We start from the raw sequence: 13,253 nt of genomic DNA, 5'->3' as shown, positions 1-13,253 counted from the left end.
TAGAGACGGCGTTTCATCGGACGCAGTGAAGCGGGACGGTATGCCGTGAACGACAGCAAGCCGTCCAATGCAGATATCGGAAGTGCAGCAGAGCCTCGTCACCAAAGCATGGGAATCATATATGTGAAATCGGGTTCGGGACACAGGCAGTCTTATGCTGACCTGTTGGGACCGGTTTTGGGCCTGTCTCCTGTAATAGGGCCAATGTCACGGGCTCTTAAAAAAAGACTGCTGGCGGCCGATCGTCTCTTTTTTGCGACCCTCGATGACGACCTGGTTTCTTTTGCCTCGATAGCTCTCCGGCGGGCGGCTCTTGGAAGGGCGACTGTTGCATTGCTTTTAGGGCCGCAGACCTGCTTCGGACCTTTCAACTTCAAGCGATTTCTTAAGAAAAGCATTTTTGTTGTTCTGAGGCTTGTGCCAAAGGTCACGGTCGCGAGTATCATACCTCTCAGTCTGGCTCCGGAATATGGCAGCGTTGTCGATATCGGCCTTCATGATCCGCAGTGGTGGGACATGCACGACGGTAACGTCTTGAGGCAGCCCGGCCATACGCCAGTGGCGACTGAAGTCCACCGCCTAGCTGCCGGTCGGCCGATCGTCTGCTGGCTTGGTTCTGCCTCGGTGCACAAAGGCTTTGCCTTCATGGTGGAAATTCTCGAGGCCAATCCGGATATCGCCAAACGGGTGTATTTTATAAGCGCTGGTACGGCGAAATCGGAGCAGGCATTGGCCTCCCGGTTCAAATCGATGGGAGGAATGCATATTGACCGGCGGCTCACCGATGCCGAGTGGGAAAGCCTGTATGGTGTCGCGGACGCGGTGTGGGCCTGCTACGAGCCGAGATATGACCAGGCGTCGGGAGTCTTTGGCCGGGCGCTTCAATTTGGTGTTCCCGCGATCGTGCGTCGTAGCTCCTTGATCCATACGGCAGCGACGAAGTTCGGCGCTCCGGTCCATGCGATCGATTTTGGCGACTGTAACGGAGCTGCAACTGAGCTAAATAAGATCGCCAAGGCGGACCGGGGAACGGCGGCAACAGAAGAACGTGAGATTAGGATCCGGTCGTGGCGCAATGATTTCATCTCATCCACAATGCGCGCATTGGAAGGGTCAAAACATACCGACGCCGAACTCTGCGAGGGGGCGGCGTGAACACGCCTGATACCCGATCTCACAACCCGGACCGGGGCATTGTGGCTGCTCGTAAATGGTGAAGAAAGTATTGTACTTTCATCATGCGACCGCGCTGGGAGGTGCGCCGAAGAGTTTGGCATTGTTGATAAAATCGCTCGATCGCAAAGAATTCTTTCCAATAGTTGCGATGCCGCTTCGCCCAGGGAATTCTGGCGTTCGCCAACTGTTCGAAGACGCTGGGGCAGAGGTAATCGAGGAAAGGGACATTCGTCCTTTCCACGGATCGACGGTCGCGCCCTGCAAGGACGTGAAATCGAAGATACACGCGATACTGTCCTTTCCACTTCTCGTCAGGTGCGCGAGGAAGCTAGTCCGTGACATACGGCCGGACATTGTTCACCTGAACTCCACCTGTATGGTAGCCGCCGCCAAGGGTGCGCATAGCGCCGACCCCTCAATCCCCGTTATTGCGCATGTCCGTGAACCGATCCTGCACAACTGGTGGGGTAACATTCTTCGCCACTTAAATAAGAAGCACGTCGACTATTTCGTTGCTATCGACATAGCAGGTCTGGATAGCGTCAGCGCTTCCGCTACCCCGGCATCGGTTGTCTACAATAGTGTCGATAGCAGTCTCTTCCGTACCCCGGACGAAGGCGTTGCTGAGTTGAGGCGGAAATTTGGATGGGGAGATGGCGATGTCATATTCCTCTCACTGTCACGAATTGCGGAGTCGAATGGTATTCTGCCGTTCGTACAGGCGGTCAACTCGCTTGAGACAAACCTTCCCGAATGCGCTCGGTTTGTATTTGCAGGTTTTGGAAAAAACCAAGAAGGCTATGGAAAAGCAGCATTGGAGGCGATAAACGCAAGCCGCCGGTGCAGCGCCATGCCATTCATAGATGACATCGTTCCCGTTCTCACGGCCAGTGACGTCGTCATTGCACCCTTTCTGACAAGTCACAGTGCTCGGTGCATTTTCGAAGGAGCGTCGGCGGGACGCCCGGGCTTGGTGACCCGCTTGCCGAATTTGCTTGAGCTGATCGAAGAAAGTAGAACCGGCTTGAGTTTCGAAATGGCCTCTTCCGCCGGTCTTCTTGAGGCGATTGAAAAACTCTGCCGGCGCGATACCCGGCTCGCTATGGGACGGAGCGCACGCCAGTTCGCAATGGCCAGGTTCCACATCGATCAAAACGTCGCGGCAATTCAAATGGTTTATCGCGATCTGTCAGAATCAGGCCGTTGATGTCTCCCTTTAAGTTACTTGATCGAAGTGAGCGCCTGTTCTGGAATGCACTTGCAACGCTTCAGTTTGCGGTGAGGCGCAGGAAGAGGCCTCGTGGCTTGTCCGTGCTCGGGCCAATTGGGCTAGGAGGGGCGGGCGTCCTCGAGATCGGAGATCACGTAACTATCGTCAGCAAATCCAGGTTCAATCGAGCCGGCATAAATCATCCCACTCAGCTGGTTGTTGGGTCGTCAGGAAAACTCTCCATAGGAGACAATGTTGGGATTTCTGGAGCGTCTATTTTTTGTGTCGAGAACATTGCTATTGGAAATAATGTTCTGGTCGGAGTGAATTGCAATATTTTCGACACCGACTTTCACGCCGTCGACTATCTGGATCGGCGGCAAGGGCGGGGTACTCTTTCCGGGCCAATCGTGATCGAGGACGATGTCTGGCTCTGCGCCAACGTGACCGTTCTGAAAGGGGTGAGGATTGGTGCACGCTCGGTCATTGCGGCCGGGAGCGTCGTCACCTCCGACATCCCGCCGGATCGCCTGGCGGGCGGCGTGCCCTGCAAGGTCATACGGTCCCTGGATACCCGCGCATGCGGGGTCGAGTGAATGAGGATCTACTTCCTCAACAGCGCGTGGATGATGGCCGACACCGTCGTTGGCCGGGTCATGGGAGTTCTGGTCACAGTCGTCGTCGCGCGATATCTGGGGCCGGAAGACTTCGGAATGTATGCCTATGTCATGTCCATGGTCGCCCTATTCGGCGTCATCGGTCATATGGGGCTGGATGGACTCTTGATCCGCGAACTGCTCGATGAGCCCCGGATGCAGTCCGAAACGCTCGGCATTGCGTTCGTCATGAAGGGCGCCGGCTTTGGTCTGGCCGCCTTGGGGCTCCTGATGTTCGGGTTGCTGATGCCTGGCAATCTTCCCGCGGAACGCTGGCTGTTCGTCGTAGCAAGCCTTGCCGTTGCGATTCAGCCGGTCAGCGCCGTGCTGGGCAATTGGTTCCGCTCGCGCGTGGAGGCGCGTTACGCCGTAGTTTCCAATTTCGTCGGCGTAATGGCGGGGGGGGCGTTCAAGGTGGGTGCCGTGCTCGCCGGGGCCGGAGTGGTCGCCGTGGGAGTGGGGCAGACTTTGGGCATCGCGATCGGGGTCGTATTGCTGGTCGTGATGTTCCTGCGGCACGGAGGGCCGGCGCCAGGCACCTGGTCCTTCTCCCGGAAGCGGGCCAGGTCCATGCTTGGCGAGAGCGTGATGATCTTCGTCGGGTCCATATTCGCCGTCATCTATCTCAAGATCGATCAAGTGATGCTGCGTGCCATGCAAGGCCCCGAAACCGTCGGCATATATTCGATCGCGTCGCTCCTCTCCGAGTCACTTTATTTTATTCCGGCGGCGATCGCCGGAACGGCATTTCCCAGACTTGTGCAGATCAATGCCGGCGACCCCGAGGCATTCGCGGAGCGCTTGCAGGATGTGTTCGACATCCTCGCGACCTCGGCGCTGATTGTGCTGGTCGGACTATTGGCTCTAGGCCCCCTGGCAATCAATCTCGCCATGGGTCCGTCCTATTCCCCTGCCGTCCCGATCTTTCTGGTCCATGTATTATCGTTGCCGTTCATATTCCTGCGTCAAGGGTTTAGTCGCTGGATGATCATCAAGAACATGGCCAAGTTCTCCATGGTCACCCAGGGCGCCGGGGCGCTGCTCAACGTTGGGTTGAACGTGGTGCTGATCCCCCAACTTGGCGGCATGGGAGCAGCAGTTGCGACGCTCATCTCCTACGCGGCCGCATCCTACTTCGCCCTGCTCCTTTCCCCCGGCACAAAGTCGATCTTCTATATGATGACCAGATCGCTGTTCCAACCATGGCGCGGCATCCGAAAACTAACGGTACTTTTCCGAAAACTGAGGAATGGCTGAAGATGACTGAGTTCATCGACAAGGCGGCACGTTTCCAGAGGTTCGCAAGGCGTTCTCCCCGCCAGGCGGTCAAGGCGCTTTTCCTGGTCCTGCTCGGCCGCCTGCGCGCCGGACTGATCAGGCCCGCAAGTCGCAGCGGGTTCCTTGCGTCGGTCTATTTCACTTTCTTCAGCAGTCGTTTCTATCGGGAGCATCGCGCCGTCCTGTCCGGGATCGTTGCCAATCTGAACAGCGACATCGCCGTCCAGAGGAGCTCGTCGCAGCTGCGCCGCAACATTCATCGCCTTGAAAAGGGGCTGATCATGCGCCCGAGAAGGGCAGTGTTCGCCGAGGACTACATCGATGCCACGGTATCTCTGTTCCTGCGCGGCGCGGCTGGAGCAGCGCTCGACCGGGATGAGCTGAAATGGGCGGCGGACGTGCTGACGACCTATTTCTCGGTGGTTTCCGAGACACCGAGGATCAGGAAGGCAAAGGAGAATTTCCTGGCATGGCCCGGACAGGCGCCGACGCCGAGCTTCGTGCCCTATCCAAGCTCAAGCCGTGCGCGCAGCGACATCAGCTTCGATCAGCTCTATGCACTATTTTTGGAACGGCGTTCGGTCCGATGGTATTCTCCCACGCCCGTTCCGCAGGATCTTATCGAGAAGGCGGTCTCGGCGGCCTCTCTCGCTTCCTCCGCCTGCAACCGCCAACCTTTTTCGTTCTTGCTGTTCCGGGATCCGGCAAAAGCAGCCCGCATCGCTTCCCTCGCCGGCGGGACAGGCGGTTTTTCGAAGAACATCCCATGCCTGATTCTGATTGTGGGAGACCTATCCTACTATGTCCATGAACGCGACAGGCACCTGGTCTATATCGACGCGTCCCTTGCTTCGGCTCAGCTGATGCTCGCTTTCCAGACACTGGGCCTGTCGACCTGCGCCATCAACTGGCCGGATGTCGAGGAAAATGAAAGAGCCCTTCAGGCAGCCGTCGGATTGAAGGCCCATGAGCGGGTGATCATGTTCATTGCAGTGGGCTACGCCGATCAGGATGGTCAGATACCATACTCTCAGAAAAAAGGGGCGGACGTATTGCTTCAGGCGCTATGACACTGACATTTGAAATCAGAAAAGCCGGCTTCGAGAACAAGGGGGCGGCGATGATGCTCATCGCAGCCTCACAGAACGTGAAGGCGCGGTACCCCGCTGCTCGGGTTGCGATGGCGCCCGATGCGACCAGCCCATATGAATTTCGGGCGCGGTACGGTCTTTGGCACAGGGCCGAGCTCGTCCGCCGCGGCGTTGATCTCGGAAAGCTCGTCCAGCTCGTTCCGGGCAAGCTGCGTCACCGCTTCGGATTCATAACGGAACCGGAAGTGGACGTTGTCCTCGACGCCGCCGGCCTAGCCTATTCGGACCAGTGGGGGGCGCAGCATACGGAGGACTTGGCCCACCGAGCCGTCGCATGGAAGCGCGCGGGCAAGCACCTCATCCTGCTGCCTCAGGCACTTGGTCCGTTTGGTACGGATCGCATTCGCCGCGCAATCAATGTCGTTGCCGACCACGCGGACCTCATTTTCGCGCGCGATAAATACTCGATGGAAAATTTGGTCGGCGCCGTAGGCGACCGTGCTTCGATCCGGCTTGCGCCGGACTTTACCAACCTGCTGGCAGCTATTCCGCCCGCCAATCCTCCGCCAGGCGAGAAACTGGTGGCCATCGTGCCGAACGCGCGGATGGTCGATAAGACCAGCAGTGACGTAAGCGACAATTATACGGGCTTTCTGCGGCGGGCGGCGAGGATGTTCCAGTCGGCTGGAATGACTGCCTTTTTCCTGATTCATGAGGGTGCCGGGGATCGGGTGCTGGCCGAGCAGGTCAACGCACAGCTCTCCGAGCCCCTTCAGATATGGATGGCAGGGGACCCTCTCGAGGCGAAAGGGCTGATCGGTAAGTGCAGCGGGCTGGTCGGCAGCCGCTACCACGCCCTGATCAGCGCCTTGTCTCAGGGGGTGCCCGTGATTGGCACGGGCTGGAGCCATAAATACCGGGCTCTGTTCGAGGACTATGGCTGCCAAAACATGCTGGTTAATGTGTCGGCTGGCGAGGAGGGCCTCGAAGCCGGGCTTCGCACCCTCATTGATGATGGCCAACGTGCCGCGCTCTCACAACGGCTCGCAGCGCCCGGCGCGCGAATTAAGGACAGTGTACGGCAGATGTGGGAGGATGTATTCCGGCTTCTTGAGGTGGACTAGTCTTATGACGCAGAGGACCAACGTTCGCTACGACGCCGGTTCCACTCAAGGAGGGACTGGTCATCGATTCTTTGCGCCTTACTACGTTGACCGGCGCATTTTGTTTTCTCCTGCGACGGCGTTCGCGCTCGCAATCTGTGGCGTGTACGCTTTTGCCGGGTGGGTAAACAGGTTCGATCCAGAGGGAAGTACCGGGTCGATCCTCGTAAGGTTAGCCATCGTTCTGATAACGTTTGGCTCATATGTGCTTCTTCCGTCAAAATTGAGGTCGTCAACGGCCGCGCTTCTTCCAATGAAGCTCTTTTTTCTTCTTTATCTGTGCAGACTTGTTGAGAATGTTTACTTATCTGCGATAAACATATCGCCTGGTCCTATGATGGTATTCAGTGTTTTCCTGGTGTCCAGTGTCGGCGCAACGCTTATTATCGCCTCGATGGACAGGGCCATAAGAAACACAGATTTGATTCTTGTCATGAACGCGCTTTGCGTCGTCTTTCTGATTGGGCTCTATCTCAATAGAGACGTACTCTTCGCGGCCCAAGGCGAGAGGATGTCTATAGACAAAATAAACCCCATAGCGATGGGGCATACAGCTTTCGCATTCTTGATATACTTTTTACTTATCTTGGGAAAGACAAAAAAACTGACGATCCAAGCTATGGTGCTTGGACCGATATTGTTGCTTGTTGTTGTATTCTCGAAGTCTCGCGGTGCTTATATTGCTGGCGCTGGATCTATATTGGTGTACATACTATTGCTTAAAGGCTCAAAAAGATTGTTCGCCATTTTGGGAGCATTGGTTGTCGCCATGGCAATTTTAGCGACCAGCGGCGTGGAGCTCATCGACGTTGTCATTGCGAGACTTCAGACGATCAACGTGGATGCCGATCAATCCACAATGATACGCAGCCAATTGTTCGCTGGAGCCTGGAGACAGTTTCTCGAAAATCCGGTGTTCGGGCGTTATGCAGTCGAGATGCAGTTCAACTTCTATCCCCACAACATCTATCTTGAATCCCTGATGGCGATGGGCGCGCTGGGGTCATTGCCATTTGCGGCTCACATAGTCTTGGCGCTCAGATCGACGGTAGGTATCATTCGGTCCGGCAAATTCCCGCTCGCTGCGGTGCTGGCCGCCGTGCTGTTCATCAGGGAAGCGATCGCCGGCATGGCAAGCGGCAGCCTATGGGGAAATTCAGTTTTCTGGGTCACCTCCGCTCTGACGATATCGTTTTGGTATGGATATCAGGGATTCCTTGCCAAAGCTCGCAATGCGGAAATTCGCGCTTACTAAGGTGGAAGTTCCGGCATATCGGCTAAATGCCGTGTCCCTATCAGCACCCCAGAACCCGAGACCAAATTCAAATAGGAACTGCTATGCGTATTTTTCAAAATTCTGGCATCTCGACAAGTTATCGGGCCAGACTCACTGGGCTTACGGAGGGAGTTCGCGGGTTCGAACGTCAAAGAGAAGTGTTTCTGAAAGACCGCTACGGGGCGTCGCATATTCTGCTGCCGGCGCTCGCAGGCAGCCCGGAAGCGTTTTTCACGAACGGAGATGACGAATCGCTGCAGCGGGCATGGGCGATCGAAAACGGGCTGGGCGAAGACGCATCGCTGGCCGATATCCTTCTTGCGCAGATCGAGCATCACAGGTCCGACATCTTCTACAATCTTGATCCATTTCGTTACGACGGCTCGTTCGTGAGTCGGCTGCCAGGGCATGTGAAGCGAAAGATTGCCTGGCGCGCTGCGCCTGGCAGAATCGATTTTTCGGGATATGATCTCGTCGTTTGCAATTTCCCGTCAATGCGAAGACTCTGGGAAGAGCAGGGGGCCAAGACGGCTCACTTCTTTCCCGCCCACGATCCGGAGCTCGATGCCGTTGCCGCAAACCGGAGCAGGGATGTCGATGTGCTCTTCTTCGGCGGCTACAGCCGCCATCACCAGCGTCGGCGACAGATTCTGGAAACGGTCGCGCGACTCTCCGACCGTCGCAAGGTCGTTTTCCATCTGGATCTGTCGCGCTATACACCGCTCGCCGAGACACCGCTTGGCTGGTTCGGCCCTTTGCGAGCGGTCCGCCGGCCGCGCATGATTCGTGCCGTCAGTGCGCCTCCGGTATTCGGCCGCGCCATGTATGCCGAACTCGGAAGGGCGAAGGTCGTGGTGAACGCCTCAATCGACATGGCGGGCCCGGACCGCGGCAATATGCGCTGTTTCGAAACGATGGGTGCCGGCGCGCTGCTGATTTCTGATGGCGGCAACTATCCCGCACCGATGCGCAATGGAGAAACCATGGTCGTCTATGACCAGCCGCAGGAGGCGTCGAAGGCAATCGAACGTCGGCTGGACGACGGAAGCTGGGACAGGATCGGTTGGGCCGGCAATCGCGTCATACGTGAGGAATACAGCAAGAAACATCAGTTTGAGCGGTTTCTCCAATTGGTGTAGCGGAAGATTTGAACCTTCGTTGTAATTCTGGCTCTAGCCCAATACTCCCTCGCGCCTAAGTAACAAGCGAGTCAGCCTAGCGAATCTTGCCCTGCTCTCGAAGGAATTTTAAGGTAGCCTGCCACCATTCCGCTTTTTCTTCCCATTTCGCAGGCCCATCCCGTGGGCCGCCACGCATCGTGCCCCAGATCACGATTCCGTCGGCCAGCCTTCTGCAGGTGTCCAGTTGAGCATACCAGAGGTCGCCTGGCAGGAAGGCAATGGTCTTGTGAAACTGAGGCCATAGGAAGCAATAGACCGGCTTCCCCTGTGCTGTCCTTCGCGCTTCCCCGATGTTGGCTTTCGCGTAGGCGACCCAGGCATCCTTGTCGCCGTAAAATGTATAGAGAGAGGGGAAGAGCGCATCGACGTAAGGGACGAGAGAGGAAGCAACAACCGTGTTTTGCTGCTTCCAGTCGTTCAGGGCCGCGGGCCCATTGTGGCCGATCGCTCGCCAATGATCCCTGATCGGCAAAACACTATAGAGCCCAATCTTGACGTTCGGGTCCGCCTTTTTGAACGCGCCGAGCGTCTTCTGGTATTTCGCCAGGGATAATGCCTGATCGGGACCTTCCAACGGCCAGCTTTCGATGTCGATATTGAGGTATTCATTGCTCCTCGGCAAAGCCAGCGCTTGCCGCACCTGGCCGGCATCAGGAACATCCGGTCCGAGAACATGAGGGTCGGCAATCGTAAGATGTTCGAAACCAAACGCCTGGAAATTGGGCCCGCCGATGAACCGTATGGCCTCGAAAAGCTTGAACGGCGTGCGCGTCTGCGAGGTCGCGGGCACTACGCCGGCCAAAAGGCACAACATACAAAACACTGTCTTGAAAACCATTACGCTCGGTATCCAGTGTCGCCAATTGGCGAATTTTTGCGCGGCCGAAATTTGCACGATTTGAATCCCTATAAGCTGAACTTGACGAGTCGAGAAACGGTAGCGTAGCTGGGAGCTTCGGACAACGTCCTGACGGAAGCGTGATCGACGCGCCGCTGCAAGTTGATCGAGGCGAGGCCCTGTCTCTTTTAGAGTTCGGGTCATCCCTCTGGAATAATGGACCGCGAAGCATGAAGGCCTATGACCAACGGTACCGTAGGGCTCGTCAACCTACCATGGCGACGCCCAGTGCGGGCACATCTGAAGGGGAGATCGAGATCGTCTTGACGCATCCGACTTGCACATTTGTTGCTGGCAATCCGGCCCAGGTGATCCGGCAGATCGGTCGTCTCTATGCCTGAAATGGCCATGACCTGGGAAGATGCCGTTCGCTGGTGCATGAACGAGCCGTCGATGAAGGATCTGGCCCGCGCCGCATATTTCGATGATCCGGTTGTTGCGGCGCGGCGTTACTACGAAAGCGCGGAGTTTCAGGCGGTTCGCAGCATGATCCCGCGCAAGGCCGGCCGTGCTCTCGATCTCGGCGCCGGCAACGGCATCCTCTCCTATGCCCTGGCGCGCGAGGGCTGGTTGGTTACCGCCGTCGAACCCGATCCAAGTGCACTTGTCGGTGCTGCTGCAATCCGGACGCTTGCTGAGAAGACAGGCACGAACATCGATGTGATCGAGGCGTTCGGCGAAGCTATTCCGTTGTCGGCCGCCGGCTATGATCTGGTCGTTGCGAGGCAAGTGCTTCATCATGCGCATGACCTGCCGGCATTCTGCCGCGAAGTTGTGCGGCTCTCCCGCAATGGCGCGACGTTCCTGTCGTTGCGCGACCATGTGATTTCCGGACCGAAACAACTGGAACCGTTTCTGCGCGCTCATCCATTGCATCATCTCTACGGCGGGGAGAATGCCTTCACGCTGGCAGACTACCGCGCTGCGCTCGAAGGGGCGGGGCTGACGATCGATCGTGAAATGAACTCTTTCCAATCGGTTGTGAATTATGACCCGATGACAGCATCCGAAATTCGCGGGCGACTCGCCGGTGTCTTCGGCCCGCTGTCGGGGGCCGTCCGCCTGGCCTTGTCCCCTTTGCCCTTCGGTGCGGTTGCCGGAGCAGCAGCCCTGCTTGACCGCCGGCCCGGGCGCCTGGTGTCTTTCCTTTGTCATAAGCAAGGGAAGGGCTAATTTGGTGACGCAGCTGAACGAGGCGAAGCCTGTCTGGGTGACTGGAGCCGGTGGCTTCATCGGCCTGCACCTGTCGCGATTTCTTGCCCAGCATGGCGACCTTGTGCTCGGCTTCGGCCGAAGCGAAGCGCCTGGCTTCGCCGTGGCGACTGGCGGTGCTTTCTTTCCCGGCGGCGTGACCGCGGAAACGATGGGCGCGGCTTTGGCCGAATACGGCCGGCCGGCGGCCGTATATCATCTGGCAGGCGGCTCTACGGTAGGCCGGTCGATTGCCGAGCCGCTGAAGGACTTTGAACAAAGCGTCGGTTCAACGGCTTGCATCCTCGATTTCTTGCGTCGTCATGCACCGGATACCTCCGTCGTTCTGGCATCGTCCGCCGCCGTCTATGGCGGTAGCCATTTCGGCCCGATCGGTGTCGATGCAGCGCTCGATCCCTATTCCCCTTACGGCTATCACAAGCGCATGGTGGAGGAGTTGGGCCGGTCATATTGTACGGCATATGGGCAACCGGTCTCGGTGGCACGGCTTTTCTCCGTCTACGGCGAGGGGCTGCGCAAGCAACTTCTCTGGGACCTCTGCGGCAGGCTCGCGGCCGGCGAAACCGACATTGTGCTTGGTGGCACCGGAGCGGAAATGCGGGATTGGCACCATGTCTCGGATGTCGTGAGATTGATCCATCGCGTCTTGCCCGCCAATGCAGCAAGCTTCGACGTCTATAATGGCGGTGCCGGCGCCGCCGCGTCCGTCAGCACGATTGCCGGGATGGTCCTGGAAGCCTGGGGCGGGAAGCATCGCCTCTCGTTTTCAGGAGAATCCCGGCGGGGCGACCCTGTCAACCTGATCTCGGATCCGTCGGGTGTCCCGGAGGGGCTCCAGTTGCAGGTGCCGCTCAGCAGGGGCATTGCCGGCTATGTCGATTGGTATCGTGCTGAAATTCTCGCCGAACCGGTCCACCGTCTGCGCTGCGCCGCGCCTTGATTACCGTCGGCTTCACGCTCATTGGCCGCGGATCCTGGTCAGGCGGCGAGTCCTATCTACGCAACATGTTGAGCGTCATCGCCTCCGAGTTGGGCGGTAGGGTTCAGGCGAAGCTGTTTCTGACACCTGAGCAGCGTTCAACTGTTGGCGCGTCCTTCGATCATATGTTGGCTGCGCCCGCTATCGTTGATGAGCGGGTGATAGGCGCCGGGCTCGGCAAGCGAGGGCTGATTGCACTCGCTAGCGGAAGTGACCGGGCTTTTGCCGATCTGATGGTCGCACACGCTATCGAGCTCGTGTTTGAAGTCGCTCAGTGGTTCGGCAACCGATTTCCGCTGCCGGTCATTTCCTGGATTCCGGATTTTCAGCACCGTCGCCTGCCGCATCTCTTTCCGCGTCGCGCCTGGTGGCGCAGAGATCTCGGCTTCCGTCTGCAGACGTCCGGCAATCGCACGATAATGCTCTCGAGCGAGGATGCACTCGCCGATTGCGAAACATTCTACCCGGCCTCGCGTGGCAAGACTGGCGTGGTGCGCTTCGCCATCGATCTCGATCCAGGCGCCGTCATGGCGCGCACCGAAGCCGCACGCCGGGCTCACGATCTGCCCGAGCGCTTCTTTTTCCTGCCCAACCAGTTTTGGATACATAAGAACCACGGGGTGGTCGTCGAAGCGCTGAGGCATATAGACCGGCTCGGAGGATTGGGCACCTTGCCGCCGATAATCCTCACCGGGCGCACCACGGATCCCCGCGATCCGATGTTGTTCAAGCGTCTGATGGACGTTGCGCAGGCATACCGGCTTGAGGGCCACTTTCGACACCTCGGATTGATCCCCTACGAAGATGTCGTTGCCCTGATCGGTGCGACGGACTGTCTCTTGAACCCTTCCCAGTTCGAGGGCTGGTCGACGACGGTGGAAGAGGCGAAATCGCTGGGCGCGCCCATGTTGCTGTCCGACATTCGGCTGCATCGCGAGCAGGCCCCGGACGCGCTCTTCTTCCCGCCGGACAACGCCGAAATCCTGGCGCAGCGTCTCCTTGAAATCGGGCGGCACCCAACCGTTGTCCGCGACAGTGTCACCGTGCTGCAAGGCAGGCAGCGGGTTCGGCGGGGGGATTATGCGGCAGCACTCCTTGCCTTGTTTGAAAAGACCAAGACCGCCGTGCGTTGA

At 57.9% G+C, this 13,253-nt stretch carries 12 protein-coding genes; 11 read left to right on the top strand and 1 reads right to left on the bottom strand.

From position 1 onward, the window contains the following. The first annotated feature begins 45 nt into the window (after positions 1–45). The 8 genes from NKJ91_RS13980 to NKJ91_RS13945 all read left to right on the top strand — a co-directional run bounded on the left by NKJ91_RS13980 (position 46) and on the right by NKJ91_RS13945 (position 8,989). Positions 46–1,155 (top strand): glycosyltransferase family protein, encoded by a 1,110-nt coding sequence (locus tag NKJ91_RS13980; protein WP_352456042.1) that lies wholly within the window; start codon positions 46–48, stop codon positions 1,153–1,155. A gap of 55 nt (positions 1,156–1,210) precedes the next feature. Next, positions 1,211–2,383, top strand: a complete 1,173-nt coding sequence (locus NKJ91_RS13975; protein ID WP_352456041.1) for a glycosyltransferase family 4 protein — start codon at positions 1,211–1,213, stop codon at positions 2,381–2,383. A 104-nt stretch (positions 2,384–2,487) separates the two neighbouring features. Further along, a complete protein-coding gene (locus NKJ91_RS13970; RefSeq protein WP_352456147.1) occupies positions 2,488–2,982 on the top strand; it encodes an acyltransferase in 495 nt (164 codons plus the stop codon). Then, positions 2,983–4,299 (top strand): flippase, encoded by a 1,317-nt coding sequence (locus NKJ91_RS13965; protein ID WP_352456040.1) that lies wholly within the window; start codon positions 2,983–2,985, stop codon positions 4,297–4,299. It begins immediately after the preceding gene. A 2-nt stretch (positions 4,300–4,301) separates the two neighbouring features. Beyond that, positions 4,302–5,390, top strand: a complete 1,089-nt coding sequence (locus NKJ91_RS13960; RefSeq protein WP_352456039.1) for a nitroreductase family protein — start codon at positions 4,302–4,304, stop codon at positions 5,388–5,390. Continuing rightward, the gene (locus NKJ91_RS13955) at positions 5,387–6,535 is read left to right on the top strand and encodes a polysaccharide pyruvyl transferase family protein (RefSeq protein WP_352456038.1); all 1,149 of its coding nucleotides are present in this window, start codon (positions 5,387–5,389) and stop codon (positions 6,533–6,535) included. Before NKJ91_RS13960 ends, NKJ91_RS13955 begins: the two co-directional genes overlap by 4 nt. A gap of 4 nt (positions 6,536–6,539) precedes the next feature. Then, on the top strand, positions 6,540–7,829 hold the full coding sequence (locus NKJ91_RS13950; RefSeq protein WP_352456037.1) for an O-antigen ligase family protein: 1,290 nt from the start codon (positions 6,540–6,542) through the stop codon (positions 7,827–7,829). 83 nt (positions 7,830–7,912) lie between these two features. Further along, on the top strand, positions 7,913–8,989 hold the full coding sequence (locus NKJ91_RS13945) for a glycosyltransferase family protein (RefSeq protein WP_352456036.1): 1,077 nt from the start codon (positions 7,913–7,915) through the stop codon (positions 8,987–8,989). 76 nt (positions 8,990–9,065) lie between these two features. Here NKJ91_RS13945 and NKJ91_RS13940 read toward each other — a convergent pair whose 3' ends face one another. After that, positions 9,066–9,926 carry a hypothetical protein gene (locus NKJ91_RS13940; RefSeq protein ID WP_352456035.1) on the bottom strand — a complete coding sequence of 287 codons (861 nt, stop codon included), beginning with the start codon at positions 9,924–9,926 and terminating at the stop codon, positions 9,066–9,068. 396 nt (positions 9,927–10,322) lie between these two features. On the opposite strand from NKJ91_RS13940, the gene NKJ91_RS13935 reads away from it, so the two are divergent. From NKJ91_RS13935 to NKJ91_RS13925, 3 genes are read left to right on the top strand one after another with little or no spacing between them, the layout of a single operon-like run. Then, positions 10,323–11,102, top strand: a complete 780-nt coding sequence (locus NKJ91_RS13935) for a class I SAM-dependent methyltransferase (protein WP_352456033.1) — start codon at positions 10,323–10,325, stop codon at positions 11,100–11,102. A gap of 4 nt (positions 11,103–11,106) precedes the next feature. After that, positions 11,107–12,081, top strand: a complete 975-nt coding sequence (locus tag NKJ91_RS13930; RefSeq protein ID WP_352456032.1) for an NAD-dependent epimerase/dehydratase family protein — start codon at positions 11,107–11,109, stop codon at positions 12,079–12,081. Further along, positions 12,078–13,253, top strand: coding sequence for a glycosyltransferase (locus NKJ91_RS13925; protein ID WP_352456030.1), 1,176 nt, complete (start codon positions 12,078–12,080; stop codon positions 13,251–13,253). Before NKJ91_RS13930 ends, NKJ91_RS13925 begins: the two co-directional genes overlap by 4 nt.

The sequence above is a fragment of the Mesorhizobium sp. M0040 genome, assembly GCF_040323505.1.
GTDB lineage: Bacteria > Pseudomonadota > Alphaproteobacteria > Rhizobiales > Rhizobiaceae > Mesorhizobium.
The sequence above is the reverse complement of the archived record's forward strand: the minus strand, read 5'-3'. Positions and strand labels throughout refer to the sequence as shown.